Raw genomic sequence first — 22,178 nt, forward strand, 5'->3', positions numbered from 1 at the left:
ACGCAACCGCCGCCAATTCGCCATCCATGGCTCAGTGGCGGCTTGTTTGAACATCGTGTTCAAACATTGCTGAATATTCTCAGAACATCAAGGACTTCTAAGTTCCAAACATATTTATACAGTAAAGATTAACATGGCATATATATTCACAAATTACTGCATTTACCACAATCTGTAGATTGAGTTGGACGCAAACTACCAATTCATATGCAGACCGTTGAAGCACGCTGGCACTTAATGAGCGACTGCCCTTTGTCGCGAATTTAGTACCACTGCGTGCTGAACCGAGCGAGAGCGCGTCTGCATGGAATTGCGTAGTTGTGTTCAACTCTTCCACATATTACTCGAATCCAATACGGCATATCCACGAAACACGTGGATTCGTTAACCGGTCGTACGCTCGATATCGATGATCCCTTCCACATTCCGAATCTTCGCAATCATCTTGTTAAGCTGCTCCTTCGAACGGATCTCAAACTTCACGGAAACCGTCGCCTTGCCCTGCTTGTTGACACGTACATTCATACCTGTCAGATTGATATTTTCCTCTTTGAAGATCTTTGACAGCGAGAATACCAGCCCCTTACTGTCATTCGCATAGATATTGATCTCCGTCATATACATCTTCTGATTCTGTAGCAGATCCTCTGACCATTCCGCCTCGATCAGACGTTTCCGGTCAAACTCATCCATACAGAGCACATTCACACAATCCGTACGATGGATCGATACACCACGCCCACGTGTGATATAACCGACGATTTCATCCCCCGGTACGGGAGCACAGCAACGGGAGAAACGCACTGCAACATCGTCCATGCCCTTGACCACAATACCACCTTTGGCATGCTTATGGCTCTCGCCTCTGCCCGGCGTGTTGATCTTGTCGACGATCTGCTCCTCTGTGATTTTCTTTGCTTCTTCTTTTTTGTATTCTTCCTGCAGGCGGTTGACAACCTGTCCTTCTTTAAGTCCGCCATGACCGATGGAAGCAAGCACGGCATCCCAGGTCAGGAAGTTGTATTTTTTCATCACCTTTTCCTGCAGCTCCGGCTGTAAAAGATTCGATAACACAATTCCCTTTGTCTTACAATATGCAGCAATGGCATCTTTCCCGCGCTGGATATTGTCCGTCTTGTTCTCCTGACGGAACCACTGGTTGATCTTTGTCTTCGCCTGCGAACTCTTGACTACAGACAGCCAGTCCATACTTGGTCCCTTCGAATTCTGGGACGTAATGATCTCAACACGGTCGCCATTGTGAAGTTCTGTCTCAATCGGCACCTGACGTCCATTGACGCGTGCACCAATCAGTTTGTTTCCAACTGCCGTATGGATGCTATACGCAAAATCAATTGGCGTAGAGCCTGCCGGAAGGTTCTTGACATCACCCGCCGGAGTAAATACATACACCTGATCGGAGAACAGATCCAGATCTGTCTTGATAGCATTCATAAATTCCCTGTTATCCGTCGTGTCAGTCTGCCACTCCAGAATCTGTCTGAGCCAGCTCAACTTCTGCTCTTCGTTATCGTTCTTACCGCTTCCGCCCTCTTTGTATTTCCAGTGTGCGGCAATACCATATTCTGCCGTACGATGCATCTCGTAAGTACGTATCTGTATCTCAAATGGACGTCCACCCGGTCCAATCAATGTCGTATGGAGTGACTGATACATATTCTCCTTCGGCATTGCAATATAGTCCTTGAAACGTCCCGGAATCGGTTTGTATTTCTCATGAATGATTCCAAGTGCCGCATAACAATCCCGCACTGTGTCAACCTTAATACGGATTGCATGAATATCATAGATCTGATCAAGTGTCTTGTTCTGCGTGATCATTTTCTTATAGATGGAAAACAGATGCTTGACACGTCCGTCCACCTCTGCCTCGATACCGGCTTCTTTCATGTACTGTTTGACCTGCTCTACCATCTGTACGATGAAATCCTCACTCGCATTCAGACGTGTTGTGATCTCTTCTTTCAGGTTCTTGTAGACCTCCGGATAGAGATACTGCATAGAAAGATCATCGAGTTCAACCTTGATTTTGGAAATACCAAGACGATGCGCAAGCGGTGCATAAATATCCATCGTCTCTCGTGATTTCTCAATCTGTTTTGCCGGCGACTGGTACTGCATTGTCCGCAGATTATGCAGACGGTCGGCAAGTTTGATCAGAATTACCCGAATATCCTTTGCCATCGCAAGGAACATCTTACGCAGATTTTCTGCCTGAACTTCAATCTTGTCCTGTGACAGATCGAGCTGCGTCAGTTTGGTAACGCCGTCGACAAGCAGAGCAACCTCTTCTGAGAATTCCTTTGCAATCTCCTCGCGTGTCATGACTGTATCCTCAACCACATCGTGGAGGATTCCGGCTACAATCGTTTCTTTATCAAGCTCGAGCTCTGCCAGAATGATTGCTACGCAAAGCGGATGGATAATATATGGTTCCCCGGACTTCCGTTTCTGTCCTTCATGTGCCTTGCTTGCAATCTTATATGCCTTCTCAATCTCCGACAGATCTGTCGTCGGACGATACGCCCGAATCGTGGCAATCAATTTCTTATACAATTCTTCCGGCGGAGTAAAATCTTCCGGTTTACTAATATCTTTTTTCAGAGTATCATGTGGTATTTTATAGGTTGTATCGGCCATAGAAATCACTTCTTTCCTCGAATATAGTCGTATAACTTATCTAAAATCTGGTTTCAGGTTCCAGTAAATCACTCACCCTCATACTGCACTACAGACGCAACATCGTAGCCTTCCAGGAGTTTTCTTCCTCCAAGGTCTGTCAGCTCGATCAGGAAAATCATCTTCACAACTTCTCCACCTAATTCTTCTACCAACTTGGCTGCTGCCTGAATCGTGCCGCCCGTTGCAATCAGGTCATCGACCAGCACAACCTTATCGCCCGGTTTAATCGCATCCTTGTGAATCTCGATCGTTGCAGAACCATACTCCAGATCGTAGCTCATCTCAACTGTCTCACGTGGAAGCTTTCCCTTCTTACGAACCGGGATAAATCCTTTCTTATTCTTGTAGGCAAGTGGTGCACCAAAGATAAATCCTCTCGATTCTGTACCTGCGATCAGGTCATAGTCCACTCCATCTAATAACTTGTTCAGTTCATCAATCGCCAGTGTGTACCCTTCCGGACTTTCCAGTACACTTGTCACATCCCGGAATATAATCCCTTTGCTTGGAAAATCCGGAATACTGATGATATAATCTTTTACACTCTTCATTTGTGCTCCTCCTACCTTCACTTATGATCTATTTTGATGACTCATAATATATGCTTTTCCGTATTGATACCGGCTCCATCTGAATCGAAACCGTTCCATTGAACTCGTTCTTCTTCATATGGTACAGAATATCAATCAATGCATGGTTTTGTAAACCCTTCAATATTCTATCACATTCTTCGTTTCCAAACCACACTTTTATGTTGTCCAATAACTCTTTTCCTCGAAATACCATACCGTTTATACGTGTACCACTGCCATCAACAAAGGTACAACGCGCATATTGTCCCTCATTTCCAACCATTTTAATCGATTGGATACCCATTTTCACAATACCAAACAACGGCCTTGCATTCGCAGTTCCGTATGGTTCCAGTTTTGCAAGTTCATCATAAAGTGGTAATGTCAGCTGCTTTATAGCGCAGGATTCATCCACATACATCTTCTCAACCAGATCCACATCTGTCAGCTTGCAGTCCCGGTTCAAAGCCTCGCGCAACGGCTCGAGCGCCTCACGCGTGATCGTAAACCCCGCCGCCATCGGGTGTCCCCCAACCTTTATAAACAAATCTCTATGCTCACAGAGTTTATCAAACATATTGTACGTCTCAATTGAACGCCCGGAGCCCTTCAGCCCCTGTCCATTTTCCGCATCGGTAAACACAAGCGTCGGACGATAAAATGCTTCCTTCAGTTTGCTCGCAATCAATCCCGCGATACTCTCATGGATGCCCGGCATATACAGGACGATAATCTTATCATCCATGATTTTCGTCTCTTTCACACCATCTCCGGTTGGAATCAGGCGAATATCCTTTCGCACCCAATCAGTTGCCATCCGCACACCACGATCAGTCATTTCCTTACGAAGTTCATTGAGCTTTGCCATATCCTGTGCCAGGCTTTCCGCTCTCTCAGAGTCCTGTGTCAACAACAGTTCCACGCCCTCTTTCGCACTTTCCAGCCTTCCGGTTGAGTTCAGGCTTGGTCCGATCCGAAAGCTTAAATGATGCACTGCAATCGGTTTACCATCAAGATTTAATGCTTTCTTTAAGGCATTGATACCGAGATTCGTGCTATTCGTAAGTCTCCGTAATCCATGCTTGACAAAGATCCGGTTCTCATCTGTGAGCGGCATGATATCGCATACCGTACCAAGCGACAGAATATCCATATAGGCATCCGCGTCCTCCCACGGGAGCTCCATTATCTGGTATAAACGCCGGATAAATTTATATGCCACTCCGGCACCACACAGTCCTTTGTATGGGTACGCACAGTCCGGACGATGCGGATCGATCACCGCATCTGCTCTCACATACAAATAATTCTTTTCACCTGCCTCTGTCACCTCACAGGGAACCTCGTGATGATCGGTGACAATCACCGTCATGCCAAGTTCCTTCGCCCGGTCAACCGCCGCCTCCGCAGCAATTCCATTATCGCATGTAATAATTGTATCCACGCCATCAACATATGCCGCATCCACCAGCCGGACATTCATACCGTACCCATCCAGAATCCGGTGTGGAATGTCATACGAGACATCTGCCCCCGCCTTATGAAGTCCCTGATACAGAATATAATTGGACGTAATTCCGTCCACATCGTAATCGGAGATAATCCGGATCTTCTTTCCTGTCTGTATCTTTTCTTTCATAATCTGACAGCCTTTATCCATATCCTTCATCAGCGCCGGATCGTGTGCATATGTCAGATCATCACTCAGATATTGCGCAACTGCATCCGGTTCTGTAATTTCCCGGTTCACGATGATATGCGCCAATATCGGACTGATTGAAAACTGCTGTGCCAGTGCACGAATATCTGCGGCCGGCGTTTTCACCCGCCATTCTTCTTTTTTGTACTCTGACATATCTGTGTTCCTCTCTTCTTCACTTAAAAATGGGGCTGCCGAAACAGCCCCACCTTATGTTACTTATGCATTTTTCTTTGAGAATTTCTTCTTCATTGTATACCAGAGTGGTCCGGTAATACATACAGATGAGTAAGCACCACATACAATACCAAGCATCAATGTAAATGTGAACTCTTTCAGAGAAGTTACGCCCATCACGAACAATACAAATACCATGATAAAGGTTGTCAAAGATGTATAAATCGTTCTTGTAAATGTCTGACCGATACTCTTGTTGACAAGCTCTTCCAGACTTTCTTTGCTATCCTGTGTACGCATATTCTCACGAATACGGTCAAAGATAATGATTGTCGCGTTGATAGAGTAACCTACAATCGTCAGCATACATGCAATAAATGTATTACCAACAGACAGTGTTCCGATCGAATATGCAGCAAATACAACCAATACATCATGTACAAGAGCAAGCACTGCACTGACACCAAACTTCACATCAGAGAACCGGAACGCAATATACAAAAGCATCAATACAGAAGATACAGCGATAGCTACGATAGCATCCTTCTTCATCTCTCCACTGATAGTTGAACTGATACTCTGGTTGTCTACTTCTGTTGCCTTAAACTGTGATTTCAACAGGTCATCAATCTTTGCGCTCTGCTCTTCTGTAAGCTCGGATGTCTTAAAGATTACCTGATTGTTTCCTTCTACTGTCTGAATCTGAATTGTTCCGGCATCAATGCCAACCGCTTCCGCAATCGCCGGTGCAACCTCAGACTCTGCACGTTCCAGTGTATATACATCATCTTCCGCAAATGTAGCGGTTGTTGATGTACCGCCCGTAAACTCCAGGCTATAGTTCAGTGACTTTCCAATTCTTGAATGATTAACACCAAGGAATGCAAGTCCTGCAATGATCACAATCAAAGAAGCAATACCACAGATCTTGAAATTTTTTACATATCCATGAATCTTCGGTTCTTTCGCTTTTCCATACATCTTCGGATTCTGTACTCCAAGCTCCAGAAAAGAGTTCAAGAGCATCTTTGTCACAAACAATGCTGTGAACATAGAAAGAACAATACCAAGCATCAATGTAACCGCAAATCCCTTGATACTACCAGAACCAAGGATCATCAAGACAACAGTTGCGATCAATGTTGTAATATTTCCATCCAGAATCGCTGAAAGCGCTTTGGAAAAACCTGCTTTTACTGCTGCACGCACACCACTGCCTGCAGAGATTTCCTCACGGATACGTGTGAAGATGATGACATTCGCATCTACCGCCATACCGATAGAAAGGATAATACCTGCAATACCAGGAAGTGTCAGTGTGATGTGACGGATACTTAAAATCAAAAGCATCAATACTACATATCCTGTCAGAGCCAGACTGGCAATAACTCCAGGGAAACGATACAGTATGATCATCAGGATACATACTAATCCGAAACCGATTGCACCGGCGATCAAGCTGGTTGATACTGCTTTCTGACCAAGCTTCGCGCCAACGATGTTATACTGGATCTGCTTTAACTCGAGAGGCAGGGCACCAATCTTGATTGTCGCTGCCAGATTCTCTGCTTCATCATAATTTGAAATCTTGTTAATTACAGCATTTCCGTCTGTGATCGCGCTCTGTACGGTTGGTGCACTTGCAACCTTACCGTCATAGATAATATAAATTGGCTTGCCAATATTGGCTGCTGTTGCTGTTGCAAACTTCTGCGCACCTTCCTCCGTGAACTGCAGCTGTACAACATAATCCTTGACTGTGCCGGAATCATCCACACCTGCCTGCGCATTCTTGATATCGGAACCTGTCAGAACTGCCTCGTACGCATCGCTCGTGCCATTGTTCTGGTTCTGCTGCCAGATTGTATAGTTTTCAGAATCAAGGAACAGAAGCTGTCCCGGCTGTCCAAGCTGATCCAATACATCATGTGCATCCACCTTTTCCGTGTTCAAAGGAATCTCAACTGTGATCCGGTCATCGCCTTCCTGATACACTTCGCCTTCCGAGCTGTACTCATCGACTCTTCGCTGCAGCTTATCCACAGTCGCTTTAATCTCGTCGCTTGTCGGCTTCTCGTCCTGAATCTCATAGGTTACGGACAAACCACCCTGCAAATCAAGTCCCAGAGGAACATTCGCAGTCTTACCGGATTCATTCTTTCCCACACCGGCGATTGCCATATAGATACCGCCAGCCAGAAGCAGGAAGAAAATAATCAGATTGATGACTGCTTTTCTTTTCGTTTTCTTCATCTCTTTGTCTCTCCTTCATTTATTTTACTCTGACTCTTCTTCATCATCTGCCAGAGCTGCCTTCATCATGATCGCACATTCAACACGCTTGCGCTGTAACTCGCAGCCTACATCATATGCGTCTAATATATTGCCATGGAACTGATACGAATTCGCCGCACAGCCGCCACTGCAGTAAAATCTTGCGAAACAATCCTTGCACTTATCCTTCGCATAGACATTGCAAAGCTTGAATTCTTCCACGATATCGTTTCGTTCCACCCCGTGAAACACATCGCCAAGTTTAAACTCATCCTGTCCGACAAACTGATGGCACGGATACAGATCTCCGGTCGGTGTCACTGCCAGGTATTCCGTTCCGGAACCACATCCGGACAGACGCTTGTACACACACGGTCCCCCGTTTAAGTCGAGCTTGTAATGGAAGAATGTCACCGGCTTTCCTTCTTTCTGCCGGCGGATCAGGTCAACTGCCAGCTTATCATATTGCTCGAAAATCACCGGTAAATCTTCCTCACGGATGGCATAATCATTCTCATCCGGCGTGACGACCGGCTCGATGGAAATCTCCTTGAAACCAAGTTCGGTCATCAATTCAAAATCCTTCGTGAAGTCCAGATTATTTCTCGTAAATGTACCACGCACATAATAGCTCTTGTCGCCGCGTTGCTCCACGAACTTCTGGAACTTCGGCACAATGATATCATAGCTGCCCTTGCCGTTTCTGGTCGGGCGCATCCTATCGTTGATTTCTTTTCTGCCATCGAGACTCAACACAACGTTCGAAATCTCTCTGTTACAAAAATCAATGACTTCGTCGTTTAACAGCATACCATTCGTCGTCAGGGTGAAACGGAAGTTCTTATTTGCCGCCTTCTCCTTGCCCCGCGCATATGCTACGATTTCCTTCACCACATCAAAGTTCATCAACGGCTCGCCGCCAAAGAAATCAACTTCAAGATTCACACGGTTTCCGGAATTCTCTATCAAAAAGTCAATCGCCTGCTTACCAACTTCCAGACTCATCAGTTCCCGCTTCTGTCCATGATATTCGCCCTCATCTGCAAAACAATATTTGCATGCAAGATTACAATCATGTGCGATATGTAAGCAAAGTGCCTTGACTACGGTCTTTCTCTTCTTAAAATCGATAATGACATCCTTGAACACATCTTCTGTAAATAACAATTCCTGTTCTTCTAATTCGGAAATGTCAGAATATGCATCCTGAATATCCTCCTTGCTATAGGTATCTCCATACTTCTCTAAAATTGTCTGTTCAATCTCTTCGAATTTCTTATCCTTGTACATCGCAATCATATCATATACAAGGTCATCCACTACATGTACGGAGCCGCTGCACACATCAAGCACGATATTATACCCATTGTTCTTGTACTGGTGTACCACTTTCTTAGTCACTCCTATTTCTCTTATTCATTAAGGAAAGGGGACATCGCAGGACATCCCCTTTTCTCTGTGCGAAGTGTATGTACTACACTTTCTTTATCTGTAATTAGTTGTTCTCACAGCTCTGGTTACCAACTGTACAGCTTGTCTTACATGCTGACTGGCAAGATGTCTGACATTCGCCGCAACCACCCTTAACTACAGTGCTTTTCATTGTCTTCTGTGTCAAAGTCTTAATTCTCTTCATCTTTATCGCCTCCTACTAGCATTATTATTGAGTATTTTATCACATTATGTGTAATATGTCATCCCTTATTTTTACATTATACGTAATATAAACTGCCTTATTTTTGTATTCCGTTTGTAAAATAATTGCCCGTATGTTTTATGACAGAAATGCACCGATTGCCCCTCCTCCAAGGCAGATCAGTATGTTGAGAAGTCCGGAATGAATAATTCCCTGTGCATTTCCACGCACGATCAAAGATAAAATAAGCAGAATCACTGCATAAAACAATCCGAGCAATATCCCCCACAACAGTCGCTTTACTTCCATACATTTGCCGATGAAGAATCCGCCGATGGCACTCGACAGCAGATAGGTAAATACAACGCCCAGCTCCACGACATTCTCTTTTAAGCCAAGCTTATACAATGCAAATGCCATGATTAAAAGTAACAGCCCGGTCACAATGTACGCTGCAGCCAATGCCTTTAAAACACAAAACGCAACCCGTTTTTCCATATAAACTCCCATCATCCGGAATGACAGTTTCACCATTCCCACTTACTTTAGTTATATATATGAAAAATAAGTTGCGTTTATTACTTTCTATTTTATGCTTTTGCGCCGGTCTTCTTTGGTTCCTCCACAAGTTCCCCTGCCTTCTTTAAGGCAAGCTTTGTGATAACCGGTCCAATCAGCTCATAGATTACGACTCCACACAGCACGATTGTCTGAATCTGCGCGGCATACTGTGGCAGAGACTTTCCGGCAGAGGTTGCAAGTCCAATTGCAACTCCCTCCTGTGGCACGAGCGTCAGACCAAGCCACTTCTGGACAACCTTCGGTGCCTTCGAGATTTTCGCTCCGAACGCTGCGCCAAGTGCTTTTCCTATAATTCGTCCTACGACATAGACCGCACCGACAACTCCGACAGATACAATGACTGTGACATCCAGCGATGCACCAGACAAGATAAAGAACATCATGTAAATCGGTGGGGTAATCCGGTCCAGTGGCTCATAGATCTTGTCGCTCTGCTTTGAAATATTCACAAAGATCGTACTAAGCATCATACATGCAAGCAACGAAGAAAATCCAACCATATCAGAAACACCCACGCACAGACAGATCATCATAATTGTGATTGCAAGGCGGTTTCCCCGTCCAGTGTAAAATTTTACCAGCAATGCCATGATAACGCCAAGTACTGCGCCGAACAACAAACCGCCGAATATCTCGATACAAGGGGCAATCAGCAGCTTGCCAACCGGTGCGCTGCCACTCGAACTGATTACATTTGCAACTGCCATCGAAAGTCCGTATGCAATCAGAGCCACCGCATCGTCTAATGCCACAACCGGAAGCAGAGTGCTTGTCACAGGGCCTTTCGTTTTATACTGCTTCACAATCATCATCGTTGATGCTGCCGCCGTGGCAGATGCGATTGCACCAAGTGCCAGTGCAAATGTAACGTCATAGCCAAGCAGAAGCAGAATTGTATCCACAACGAGCACTGCTCCTACGCCCTCTGTAATACCTATAACAAGCGGTGCCTTCCCAACTTTCCTCAAAAAAGTTGTTTTAAACTCCGCACCAATAGAAAAAGCGATACATCCAAGCGCTAATTCTGTCACCAGGTCCATCCTGTCAATCAGTTCTTCATTCAGAAGCTTCAAACAGTTTGGACCAATCAACAACCCAATAACCAGATATCCTGTTACATTCGGCAGCCGCATCTGCTTGACAATCTTGCCTGCGATCAACGCAGCCAGCAACATAATGCCAAGATAAGTAAGTATATTTAAATCCATAACTACGCCCCCAGCCCTTCTACAAACGATACAGGAAGCGCAAACATAATTCCGGTATTTGGCTTATCCAGCCCGATTACATCATTAATCGTCTTGCGTGCCTTCTTCATTTCTTCATCATCAACAACAAAGAACATCATCTTTGCCACTTCATGTTCATCATCATCTGCAAGAATTGAACGTAACATTCCAAAAATCGGAAGATCATCCATTTTCTCAACTACACTTGCCATACCAGTACCATCAACAATCGTACCGCCATGGATGCCTTCTTCAACCAGTTCCTTACAGATCTCACTCACAAGATCTTCATGCTTCAAAATAACAACCAGCAAATTCATGTTACTCATTTTTCTGTCCTCCATATTATTCTCGTGTCGAACGAGATATATTTTATTCCGAAGATGTATGTAGATATGATTCTACACAGACACGCTCTCGCTCGGTTCAGCACGCAATGGTACTAAACTCACTGCGTTCGTTAAGTGCCAGCGTGCTTCAACGGTCTGTTTTAGAATCATATCTACATACATCTTCCATCTACATAGTGGTCTCGTTCAACACTATATTAACTCCTTCAGACGGTCGATGCGTCCGAATTCATATACCTTCTTTGCATACTGCTTCGTAATGTCATTTGGCTCAATCAGATCGATCACCATGACCGGATACATGCCGGCGCGTCCCGCCGATACGATTCCATTGATGGAATCCTCCACTGCAATTGCTTCCTCCGGCTTTACACCCAGCATCCCGCATGCCTTCAAGTAAATATCCGGTGCCGGTTTTCCATGTTCCACGGTATCTCCAAATACTAACTCGTCAAAATACCGGTCAATCTGATGTGCCTTCAGATATCCTGTAGCACGTTCACGTACCGTCGAAGTAGCAAGTCCGACCTTCGTGCCCTTTTCTTTCAGGTACTTCAATGTATCTGCAACGCCCGGCTTTAATTCTACGCCATGTGCCTGAATATGTGCGTCCAGCTTGTTCACGACAGCCTCTCGGAATTCATAGTAATCAATTCCCATACCTACTACTTCCTCAAACCGCTGCTTGTTCGTATACTTTGTGCCACCTGCGATACGCTCACAGGCAACCACCATCACATCATCCGGGATCCCAAGCTTCTTTCCCTCTTCCAGCTGAAATCTCCGATATAACTTCTCCGTGTCCGTAATGACACCATCCATATCAAATACAACCGCCCGAAACATGTTTATTCCTCCGTTATTTTTACGTGACAAGAAGGAAGCTGTATATCCAGCTCCCCTCATTTTTATCCAACCAGCGCATCTGGCTCAACAGGCGACTCATCATCATAAAAATCCGGTTGTGTCGAAATAAGTCGTATAATATCTGAAGGTGTCACCGATGAATTATTTTTTAAAAATTCCATAATCAATTCAAAATGTAATTCATTTTCTTCTGCATAATCAACAACACTGTCTATAAATTCAAAATATGCATTTGGCAAGTTATTTAATTTTTCAATCAATTCTTCCATGGTCTTTACCTCCTCTTTGATTTTACTAATTTTCTTGAATATATATTATAACTATTAAATCCGTGATTTTCAAAGTAATACTTATAACATTTATTATCTAACGCAAATGAGTAATGGATACATAATTCCTGATTTTCATATTTGCTATAATTGGTATTTATTTCATGTTCTATTTTAGATCGTTCTTTTGGATTTAACTTGCGCGTCTGAAATTCAAATTGCTTACTTCCATCATCAAATCGCATATTATCCCCCTTGTTATTTAGTATAACACAAACTATCTTCCATGTCAGTTTATGTGTTTTTTATTCCTCCACACGTACTACGATCGCCGAATAATTATCGGTCTTTGTCATATCCGCCCGCTTCAGCACAAACTGCTCCATCGCATCCAGCCACGCCTGCGCCGAGTCTGCCTTCTGCAGTGTATCGAGCATCTCTTCCTCATACACATACTCCCAGAAACCATCTGTCATCAGTGCAAATGCCTGTGTTTCTCCACGTTCTATCACTGCACTGATATCATATGTTTTCGTTCCCCACTGTGCGCCCATGGCACGCAGCAGCTTGTTGCGGTCTTCATGCGTACGGATTTCGGATTCCTTAATCTCACCAGTATCGCTTAGAATCTGTACCAGACTATGATCACGCGTCCTCTGATATTTTGTACCACACCCATAGATTCGATACAGGCGGCTGTCACCGATATGCGCCCACTGCATCAATTCCTTGGTAATCACCAGCACAACCAACGTCGTTTTCATCGAATTACGCAGATCCCGCTGTTCCTGTTCAGCAAGCAGATCTTTTTGCGCCTGTTCAAATGCGTCCCTGAAAAAGCTGCTGTAATATCCCTGGTTCTCAAATGTATGCGCTACGCTCTCTGCCACAAGCTTCGATGCTACCTCCCCGCAGGCATGCCCGCCAAGCCCGTCACATAAAATCAGGCAAAGCTGGTCTTCGTATACTGCTTTCCGTATGTAATCCTCGTTGTGATCTCTTCCCCCTCGTTCCGTCCGCATCGCAACATCTACCATACGTGAACCTCCTACCATGTATTTCTAATTTCCGTTTCCATTTTTGCTTCTTACGATTATAATATGGGAACGCTTCGTTTGCAAGCAAAACAGGAGCATGTTTCCATGCTCCCGTCGTAAATGAACCGGTTTTATCTCCGGTTAGCTATTTTTTCTTCTTTGCAGCCAGAATGATCGCTGTACCACCGCCAAGCAATACCAGCGCGCCAACTCCGATCAGTACATACAGAAGTACATGACTCTTCTCTCCATATGTAAAGCTGATCGTCTTTTCTGCTACATTTCCGGCATCATCGTGCGCCTTCATTGCCAGCTTGTAATCACCCTTTTCCGTGACTGTAATCGTCGCCGCATTGTCCTTGATTTCAACCGCCGAACCATTCAACGTCACCTCATCCAATGTATCTTCATCCAGCTGAAGTGATACGTTGATATCGTACTGCGCGTTCTTAATCTCTCCATCTTCAACACCTGTTACAATAAATGTTGGTGCCTTTGTATCCAGATTAAAGTTTACCGTCTCCTCCGTTGCATTTCCAAGTTCGTCCTCGGCTGTAATCTTCATCTCGTATGCGCCATCTTCAACCTCTGAAGTACCATCGTACTCACTACCATTCAAGTACATATGTGTATCACAGACAGTCAGATCGTAGATGATATCGTTTAGATCATAATCCCACGCAAACGATGTAAGCGTTCCCTGATATGCACTCATAACCTTCGGATCGATTACAGGGCTCGTCTTATCAATTGTAAACGAAACTTCCTGTGTGTCTTCATTGCCTGCGGCATCCTTACAGATTACCTGAATCTTGTAGATACCGTCTTCTGTAAATGTATTCCGGATGAGCGTCGTTGCAGCCGTCGGATTGTATCCGGTAATCTGCAGATCCTCTGTCTTTTCCTTATAAGATTCCGGATCCAGGTAGGTTCTTGTTGCCTGAATGCTGACAGACTTTGTCAGATAAAAGTCCTCCTCAATCTGAGCCTGGAACTCCACCTGTTTTGTCGTCTTGTCGTTGTTTGACACACCACTCAATGTAATGACCGGCTTGCCTGTATCAATTCTTACCGTATAAGTGGCAGCTTCTGCTGTATGTCCTGCACGATCTTTTCCTGTAAAGGTTACCTTATACTCACCCGTCTCACTCAGAGTCTCTGTCAGGGTTGTCACACGCGCTGTCGGTTTAAAGTCAATCGTCTTATAATTCGACTCTGCCGTACTGTCATTTGCTTTCCTCGTAATCGTGATCGTACCGGATGCATCTCTCCAGAATGCCTCTGTCATGCTGAATGTCAGCGTTGTACCGGCATTCAATGTTGAACCGGACGCTGTTCCGGTAATATTCAGTTCCGGAGCGGTCTTGTCAATACGGAACTGTATTGTTCTCTCCGCACTCCGGTTACCTGCTTTATCCACAGAATATGCTTTAATTACATAGTCTGCTTCATCGCTGTATCCAAAAGAACGATTGTCTGTCTGCAACACATCCGCAGTTACCGGATTCTCATCCGGAAGCGTTTTGATCAACTGATAGTTGAAGTCATTCACGTCTTCATTTGTATCATTGACTGAGAACGATACAACTGCATTGGATGTCAGATCTACAACTCCCATACTTTCATTGTATACCATGCCGCCATTGATCATTGCTGTAATCACCGGAGCCGCCGTATCCCTGATGAATACGATTTGTTTTTCTTCTGCCTTATTTCCAGCTTTATCTGTTGCACCAATCTTAATCGTATGGGCACCATCTCTGGTTGCCTGATAGACTGCCTGATATTTATTTGTAGTTCCAACCTGTGTCCACTGTACAGCTACCGGCGTTCCATTATCTGTTACGACTACAGATGAAGCATCTATGTTGTTATCCTCATATGTAAGCAATACCGCTACATCCGAACGATAGAAGAAATCACAATCCGTTCCATCGAAGTTAACACCCGGCTGTTTTCCTGCTGTAACACCATCTGCAATCTTTGCCGTTACTACCGGCACGGTATTATCTACCCGGAAATATATAGAAGCACGATCTGTATTTCCAGCCTTATCTGACGCTTCGACCGTGATTGCATAATCCCCATCCACAACTGAATTACCAACCAGATCTTCCAACGCAAAGCTGCTATTATGCTTGTTTACCAGCTGATCACCAGCATCACAAAGCGTCTTAACTGTCTGTGCATTTGGACCTACCACTGTAATCTTCGCTATATTCAGTGTCTGATTATCCGACACACCTGTCTGTACTTTCACTGCACCTTCAATTGGTTCTGTCCATGCAGACTTTCCGTTGACCGTAAGTGTCATCGTCGGCTTCTGTGTATCTTTGATAAATTCAGCCGTTTTTTCCTGTGCCGGATTTCCAGCCTCGTCAGTCGCATTAATGCAGAGCACATGCTTGCCTTCTGTTGTTGCCGCATAGTTCGCCTGATACTTATTCGTATTTCCAACCTGTGTCCATGTCACATTGACCTTCGTTCCATTGTCAGTTACTACTACATCCTTAGAAGAGATATTGGTATCTTCATAAGTCAGAAGCATCGTAACATCTGAACCATAATAATAATCACGCGACGTTCCATCAAAGTTTGTCATTGGCTGTTTTCCGGCAGTTGTTCCATCTGTAATCTTGACTGTTACAATCGGAGCCGTGTTATCCAGACGGAATGCCATAGCTTTCGATGTGCTGTTTCCCACCTTATCCTCTACGAAAACTTCAATGCTGTAATCACCATCCGGAGCACTGCTCTCAAGCTGATATTCCAGTGCCCGCTGTATATGCTCGGCTTCCTCTGGTCCAACAGTTACTTTTTTCACTGTGCCATCCGGGTATGTAAGCTTCAGTTCGCCTGTCCGGATCGTCAGATTATCCGATACAAGTGTCCGGATCGTCGGTGTTCCTACAACCGGCGTTTTAGAATCTGTATAGCCAGTTACAACAATATCGCCAATCTCCGGTTTTGTTGCATCCACCTTCACGAAGGTTTCCTGTTCACTCGTATTTCCTGCCTCATCTGTCGCTGTCATATACACCCGTGTACCGGCTGTCGTTGCAGATTCCGGAACTTCGAATGCTCCTGATACCTCACCAGTATTTCCAGCTGTATCAATTCCGGTCAGTACGCCATCCTTATCCATATCGGTTGTATTCTCAACCTTATAGGAAGCACTCGCAATCGGAGATTCCACATTCGCATTCTCTCCGCTTAGAATCTTATATGACAAATTATAATCTTTTGTCCAGTCGACCTGTAAATCTTTTAAATATGCATCTGATCCATCATTTACCTTAAATGTTGGTTTTGTTACATCATATAAGATATCCCGTACATTCTTTGTAAGATTCTTCGCCGGATCGTTTGTTGTAATCGTAACAATGCCATTTTCGATCAGCTTATTTACGTCTGTTCCCGCCGGAATTGTAAATGTATATGTCTTCGTATACATTTTTGTCTTTGGATTCATCTGATTCGAGCCATCCTCACGAGACAGCGCTATTTCAGAATTATCCACACCATTTATCCTGGCATTCAGCTTTGCATTCTGAATCATCACAGAAGACGTCACATCTACAGTCAATGTCAGTTGCTTGTTTGTAGTGACCTTTCCACCAGTTAAATCAATGACATTCTCACCATCTTTTAACGTAAAGCTTGCTTCCGTCTCAGCGTTCTGCTTTGCAAGTCTTGGCAATGTGCTCTCTCCACTTACATTTCCAGCCTTATCCGTAGCAGTAACTATTACACTCACTGGCAAAGCAGCAATTGATTCCGGTAATGCTGTCTTATCAATCGCACATGTATATGCACCAGCAACTCCAGGAACTGCATCATATGTATATCCTGCACTTGTGATTTCTTTTACTCCACTCAAAGCATCCGTTGCACTTACATAATAACGATACTGTGTAGTTTCCGCATAATTGATATAATAAATATTCCCATCACTCATGTCATCCGGATTAACCGCGTTCCAATTTGTTCCATCATTGCTGTACTGCAGTTCTGCTTTTATAATCTCCGGTGCTGTATAATCGCAAATGACTGTGCCATATTTATTTTCTGTCAAACCTGCCCGGAACGTATTTACCGCAATTCCTGAATACGCCTTTTCTTCATTCAGTTCTTTTGTGATCGTCGTGGTATGAATCGGTCTGTCAAAATGATCCGTCCCCACATCAACCGCATCTACGCCAACAATCTGATACGCATAATCAGCTGTTGGTTTTGTCGTCACTGGAGTAATCTTCTGATCGGATTCGGTCTGAATCTGTAAAATCGGGGGTCCATTTTCAGTTTTCCATGCATTGTTCACATATACCGTATCTGACTCCGACGTACCAAGTGCAAGCTCCGTTCCATTTGTTCCCATTATCTTCGCTGATGATACAGCAAACTTCGGTGTTGCCAATTGGAACTGTACATTGCTTCCGCCCAGTTGATAAGAATATGTCTCGCTATTTCCGACTACATCTGTCAATGTTACCTGAAATTTATCATCTGCTCCAAAATCGGATGCTGATAATTCCGATGTTGTATACGATGTTCCATCCGGAGTCAGAGTTGTCGCTGGAGTTGTCGTTACTGTGCATCCTGTTTCTCCAACCTCAAACCCAAATGTCACTTTCTCCACGGCATTCATATAGAATACTTTTGATTCGCTTAATTCATCTAAAGTAATCTCCGTCTCCCCACACTTCGCATTAAAAGCGGAAATGCTCGGAGCTGTTACATCCAATGCAACCGGTGTTGCTGTAGCTACATAGGTAAGCAATGTCTGTGTTCCATCTGCATTGTTTACAAAGTATCCTGCATACCCATAGTAGGTACCATCAGAGATATCTGTTGTATCCGCATTTACAGCTGGAAGAGAACTACTCCAACCAGTGTTTTTTTTGATTGAATCATCAGAAGGTTCACCTGCGTCATTTGCTTTGATGTATTTGTACTTCCATGTGCCAGCGATCTGTCCTGTAGTGTTTGATACCTCGTTCAGATTCGCATGATTATATACAGAATCTGCCTGAACATCACTTGAGTCAACCTGCCAGGTTATACTTTTTGAACTTGAAACCGTTTCCTTTTTAAACCTATATATACCCAGCAATGTATATCCCATCTTAGCGTTAAAGTTATCTAACGATATACCATACGTCTGTGTATCCCCCACAACTTCTGACCGAACTGCCTGCGGCTTAATATAAACCGCAACACCATTTGTATAGGATGATAAACCAGCAGGCTGCGAAATTGCATCATCAATCGTAGCACGATATATGTCTGGCGTGCTCGTCGAATCAGTCAATGCAACATATTGAATATCAAAATTTTCCGTATCCATAACCGCCTTGGAAATATCTGATTCTCCATAATGATAGCTATGGTCAACGCCCGACAACGTAACCTGTAATTTCATCTTAATCTCATCTGCAAAATAAGTTGTATCAATCACTTGTGTTGGGGTTGTTCCAAACTGCGACCGAAGATAATAATGTACATTATCATAATTATTACCTGAACCAGTCACATCATCAAAAATAGATTTATCCGCATCTGGGTTTTCTGTCAGCACCGCTGTATAATATTCTTCCGTTGTTGTTTGCGTCTCCCCCTCGGCTTTCGCGTCATCTCTTCCACTTACATGGTTTGCGAACGGCACAACCAGGAGCACAAAGACAACCCACAGTGCTATGAGCTTCTTCAATGAGTGCTTTGTATTGTTTTGTTTTTCCTGTTTTCTTTTCATTCCACTTCTCACCTCCCCGTCTCTATGCTTTCATCCGAATGAACAACCACAATATTGTATACTACCTTTACCTTGGCTGCCAATGTTCCGGTTGTCAATACACTTGTACCTTCCTCGTCATCATCTGCCCGTAATACATCGGTTGCATCGCTGTCGTCTTCATCTCCACGAAGCACATCCGTTGTATCACCATCATCTTCGTCATCTCCCCGAAGTACATCCGTTGCTCCATCATCGCCTTCGTCATTCCGCAGAACATCGGTCGCTCCATCATCGTCTTCGTCATTCCGAAGTACATCCGTTGCTCCATCATCGCCTTCGTCATTCCGATGTACATCCGTTGCTCCGTCATCACCGACAGATGTGGCATCCCGCAGGATATCCGTCGTTTCATCTGCGTTGTCTGCTCCAAGTATTTCCGTTTCTCCGTCATCCGGCGTTTCATAATCATTGACACCCGGTCGAAGGACGTCAGTCTCCTCAAACTTCTTTTCTTTCTTCTTTTTATTATCCAGCAGCTCCGTGGAATCATTTCCGTAATTCTTACGTTCTTCCTTTGAAGAAACCGTTTCTTTCGCGGTAATCTTTCCGCTACCCATATTGTAGTATTTTTCCTGTTCTTTTTTCGCTACACTGCCCGGCTTTGCAGTACCATCCTGCATCTCTTTCATTGCCTTTTTCGCTGTGCTTCCGGATAATTCTCCAATTACTTTTGGAATCTTCAGAACAACGAATAATACAATTGCCGCAATCAACAGGAGAATTGCCAATACTAAACCGCCATAAAAACATATCTCATATACGTTTTGCATGCTTATCACTCTCCCATCTCAGCGGACTGCGTATCACCTGTATTTGCATCCGGCAGCTGCGCTGTTTCATCTTCCCCAATATCATAACTTCCACTCTTTATCATCTGCAAAGTATCTTTTCGTTTGTACCATGTCTTATTACTGTCGATGCCCAATACATTACCGCCATCATCAAACACCTGAATCAACTTCTTTGTCAAATCCGGCAGTTTCGAAGCCCATAGCTTTGGATCCTGTTCCTGCGCCTCACAAAGGCGGTACAGATAATCGAGATGCTCTGCATATACATTGTCGCTCCATTCGTTCTTCGTTCCGAATACCTTTTCTGCTGCTTCATATATCTTGAGCGCTTCATCGGTTTTCCCTTGTGCATCATAACAGCGTGCTTCCGTCATCATCTTATTATAATAAGACTGGTTATACGCATTGATTGAAGATCCTCCCAGCGAAATACTTGCATCCGCATCCACTTTCATCTTCAATATTCCAATATAATCCTCGCAGTAACTAATGGTCATTGAATAATATCCGTTCGCTGCAGTCTCGTTTTCTGCATTTTCCCTTGCAAGTTGTTCATAAATCACGATCAGATTATCATCATAACGATAATTCAGATCCATTACTGCATCTTCATCCAATTCGTTTCCGGTATATTCGCCCAGATCCGCAACCGCCTGTTCCATTACCGTGCTTGCCTGTTCCGCGATACTTGCACCCGCATCCTTACTTACATTCGTACTGTATATCTCACCGATAATACGATAATTTATGAACTTGGTCGCCTCCTGATTCGTGAAGTTGTTCTCATTGTAAGCAGCAAAATCATTGACCGCCTGCATCAGCTCTGCTGCATCAGAGGTACTGTCAGATCGCAGCTCAGAAATGGATTTATAAAAGCCTGCAAGCTTTCCATATTCCTCATCCTTCTCGTCAATCATGCCAAAATACTTTGCTGCCTGGCTGTAAGAACGTTCTTCCTCAAAATATGTAAGTGCCAGCTTATAGAGCACTGCACTATTCTTTTCAACTCCGCCATGTTTACTGCTGATCCGATTGGAAACCAATGTCAGCGCATCATCCAGATTGAGTGTGGACTCCGTCCCAGCTTCCTCCGCCTTATTTGTCGCATCAATATATGCCTGTATATACTGCTCGTAGGCCTTTTCCTCTGAGCCATCCAATTCGATTGCTTTCTTAAACTCTGCCGTTCCTGCCTCATAATTTTCTTCCCGGCAATAATTCATACCATTCTCAATATACTGGTTGTAGTTATTCAGCCTAATTTTCTGCATTCCGGAATATCCGATTCCCGCTGTAATACCGGAAACAACTGCCAGTGCTGCTGTTGCGGCAAAAATACCAAGCTTCTTCTTATTCTTTTTACGATAGCTGTCATCCAGCTCATCATAATGTTCCAACGCATACATCAGCTCCGTACAGTTCTGATATCGGTCGTTCGGATCTGCCTGTGTGCACTTTAAAATAATTTTCTCCAAACCGGAGGATAACATCGGATTCCATTCCCGGATTGGCTTAATCTCATATGGTGGCTCGCAAGGGTTCTTTCCTGTTACAATATGATACAGAGTTGCACCCAGATTGTAGATATCCGTTCTCGCATCTGTGTTATAGATACCACGCCCCTTAGAATCTCCAAACTGCTCCGGCGCTGCATAGCCTCTCGTACCAAGTGCCGTTGTATCCGCATTGTTCTCAATTTCATACTCTTTGGCTGTACCAAAATCAATCAGCTTTACGCCGCCTTCTGGCTTGATCATAACATTAGAAGGCTTCATATCCCGGTAGATAACCGGAGGATTCATGTTATGCAGATAATTCAATGCACTTGCAAGCTGCAAGCCCCACTCTACAACCAGTTCCTGTGGCTGTGCGCCTTCTTTTTTCAATCGGTCCTGAATCGTATCTCCCTCGATATAATCCATCACAACATAGATCGTTCCATCCTGATTGATAATATCTACGATTCGTGGCAATACCGGATGATCTACGTTCTTCAAAATATTTGCTTCTCGTTCCAATCCCTTAAGTAACGTCTTTGCGGATTTCTTTCCATCATTCTTGATTTCCTTGACCGCCCACTGCTTGTTCAGACGCTTATCACGGGCAAGGTACACGATGGACATACCACCTCGACCAACTTCTGCCAATATTTCATATTTTCCGTCTAATACGGTTCCTTCCTTCGTCATGGCAAACCC

15 protein-coding genes are annotated in these 22,178 nt (G+C 44.2%); all 15 read right to left on the bottom strand.

Going from position 1 to position 22,178, the window contains the following annotated elements:
* Positions 1-384: 384 nt before the first annotated feature.
* Positions 385-2,661, bottom strand: coding sequence for a RelA/SpoT family protein (locus ACZQK9_RS02805; protein WP_483269539.1), 2,277 nt, complete (start codon positions 2,659-2,661; stop codon positions 385-387).
* Between the two features lie 68 nt (positions 2,662-2,729).
* Positions 2,730-3,254: an adenine phosphoribosyltransferase gene (locus ACZQK9_RS02810; protein WP_483269540.1), complete on the bottom strand. Its 525-nt coding sequence runs from the start codon at positions 3,252-3,254 to the stop codon at positions 2,730-2,732.
* A gap of 28 nt (positions 3,255-3,282) precedes the next feature.
* Positions 3,283-5,130, bottom strand: a complete 1,848-nt coding sequence (gene recJ / locus ACZQK9_RS02815) for a single-stranded-DNA-specific exonuclease RecJ (RefSeq protein ID WP_483269541.1) — start codon at positions 5,128-5,130, stop codon at positions 3,283-3,285.
* A 63-nt stretch (positions 5,131-5,193) separates the two neighbouring features.
* The gene (gene secD, locus ACZQK9_RS02820; protein ID WP_483269542.1) at positions 5,194-7,404 is read right to left on the bottom strand and encodes a protein translocase subunit SecD; all 2,211 of its coding nucleotides are present in this window, start codon (positions 7,402-7,404) and stop codon (positions 5,194-5,196) included.
* 24 nt (positions 7,405-7,428) lie between these two features.
* Positions 7,429-8,814, bottom strand: coding sequence for a thioether cross-link-forming SCIFF peptide maturase (gene scfB, locus ACZQK9_RS02825; RefSeq protein ID WP_483269703.1), 1,386 nt, complete (start codon positions 8,812-8,814; stop codon positions 7,429-7,431).
* A gap of 106 nt (positions 8,815-8,920) precedes the next feature.
* A complete protein-coding gene (gene scfA / locus ACZQK9_RS02830) occupies positions 8,921-9,061 on the bottom strand; it encodes a six-cysteine ranthipeptide SCIFF (RefSeq protein WP_178017727.1) in 141 nt (46 codons plus the stop codon).
* A gap of 138 nt (positions 9,062-9,199) precedes the next feature.
* The gene (locus ACZQK9_RS02835; RefSeq protein ID WP_483269543.1) at positions 9,200-9,559 is read right to left on the bottom strand and encodes a TIGR04086 family membrane protein; all 360 of its coding nucleotides are present in this window, start codon (positions 9,557-9,559) and stop codon (positions 9,200-9,202) included.
* Positions 9,560-9,651: 92 nt separating this feature from the next.
* The gene (locus tag ACZQK9_RS02840) at positions 9,652-10,851 is read right to left on the bottom strand and encodes a cation:proton antiporter (RefSeq protein WP_483269544.1); all 1,200 of its coding nucleotides are present in this window, start codon (positions 10,849-10,851) and stop codon (positions 9,652-9,654) included.
* Positions 10,852-10,853: 2 nt separating this feature from the next.
* Positions 10,854-11,201, bottom strand: a complete 348-nt coding sequence (locus tag ACZQK9_RS02845) for a hypothetical protein (RefSeq protein ID WP_178017730.1) — start codon at positions 11,199-11,201, stop codon at positions 10,854-10,856.
* A 213-nt stretch (positions 11,202-11,414) separates the two neighbouring features.
* Entirely contained in the window at positions 11,415-12,068 is a 654-nt protein-coding gene (locus tag ACZQK9_RS02850; protein WP_483269545.1) for an HAD family hydrolase, read from the bottom strand.
* A 62-nt stretch (positions 12,069-12,130) separates the two neighbouring features.
* A complete protein-coding gene (locus tag ACZQK9_RS02855; protein WP_483269546.1) occupies positions 12,131-12,358 on the bottom strand; it encodes a hypothetical protein in 228 nt (75 codons plus the stop codon).
* Between the two features lie 305 nt (positions 12,359-12,663).
* Positions 12,664-13,395 (bottom strand): PP2C family protein-serine/threonine phosphatase, encoded by a 732-nt coding sequence (locus ACZQK9_RS02860; protein WP_483269547.1) that lies wholly within the window; start codon positions 13,393-13,395, stop codon positions 12,664-12,666.
* A gap of 145 nt (positions 13,396-13,540) precedes the next feature.
* Positions 13,541-19,147, bottom strand: a complete 5,607-nt coding sequence (locus ACZQK9_RS02865; RefSeq protein ID WP_483269548.1) for an Ig-like domain-containing protein — start codon at positions 19,145-19,147, stop codon at positions 13,541-13,543.
* Between the two features lie 8 nt (positions 19,148-19,155).
* Entirely contained in the window at positions 19,156-19,959 is an 804-nt protein-coding gene (locus tag ACZQK9_RS02870) for a hypothetical protein (RefSeq protein WP_483269549.1), read from the bottom strand.
* A gap of 5 nt (positions 19,960-19,964) precedes the next feature.
* The gene (locus ACZQK9_RS02875; protein WP_483269550.1) at positions 19,965-22,169 is read right to left on the bottom strand and encodes a protein kinase domain-containing protein; all 2,205 of its coding nucleotides are present in this window, start codon (positions 22,167-22,169) and stop codon (positions 19,965-19,967) included.
* Positions 22,170-22,178: the final 9 nt, after the last annotated feature.

Source organism: Wujia sp. (assembly GCF_056872695.1).

Coding starts and splice junctions, on each gene's coding strand:
- ACZQK9_RS02860 (WP_483269547.1), bottom strand. CDS start 13,395: ATGGTAGATGTTGCGATGCGGACGGAACGAGGGGGAAGAGATCACAAC.
- secD (WP_483269542.1), bottom strand. CDS start 7,404: ATGAAGAAAACGAAAAGAAAAGCAGTCATCAATCTGATTATTTTCTTC.
- ACZQK9_RS02805 (WP_483269539.1), bottom strand. CDS start 2,661: ATGGCCGATACAACCTATAAAATACCACATGATACTCTGAAAAAAGAT.
- ACZQK9_RS02865 (WP_483269548.1), bottom strand. CDS start 19,147: ATGAAAAGAAAACAGGAAAAACAAAACAATACAAAGCACTCATTGAAG.
- ACZQK9_RS02870 (WP_483269549.1), bottom strand. CDS start 19,959: ATGCAAAACGTATATGAGATATGTTTTTATGGCGGTTTAGTATTGGCA.
- ACZQK9_RS02835 (WP_483269543.1), bottom strand. CDS start 9,559: ATGGAAAAACGGGTTGCGTTTTGTGTTTTAAAGGCATTGGCTGCAGCG.
- ACZQK9_RS02810 (WP_483269540.1), bottom strand. CDS start 3,254: ATGAAGAGTGTAAAAGATTATATCATCAGTATTCCGGATTTTCCAAGC.
- ACZQK9_RS02840 (WP_483269544.1), bottom strand. CDS start 10,851: ATGGATTTAAATATACTTACTTATCTTGGCATTATGTTGCTGGCTGCG.
- ACZQK9_RS02850 (WP_483269545.1), bottom strand. CDS start 12,068: ATGTTTCGGGCGGTTGTATTTGATATGGATGGTGTCATTACGGACACG.
- ACZQK9_RS02875 (WP_483269550.1), bottom strand. CDS start 22,169: ATGACGAAGGAAGGAACCGTATTAGACGGAAAATATGAAATATTGGCA.
- scfA (WP_178017727.1), bottom strand. CDS start 9,061: ATGAAGAGAATTAAGACTTTGACACAGAAGACAATGAAAAGCACTGTA.
- recJ (WP_483269541.1), bottom strand. CDS start 5,130: ATGTCAGAGTACAAAAAAGAAGAATGGCGGGTGAAAACGCCGGCCGCA.
- ACZQK9_RS02855 (WP_483269546.1), bottom strand. CDS start 12,358: ATGGAAGAATTGATTGAAAAATTAAATAACTTGCCAAATGCATATTTT.
- ACZQK9_RS02845 (WP_178017730.1), bottom strand. CDS start 11,201: ATGAGTAACATGAATTTGCTGGTTGTTATTTTGAAGCATGAAGATCTT.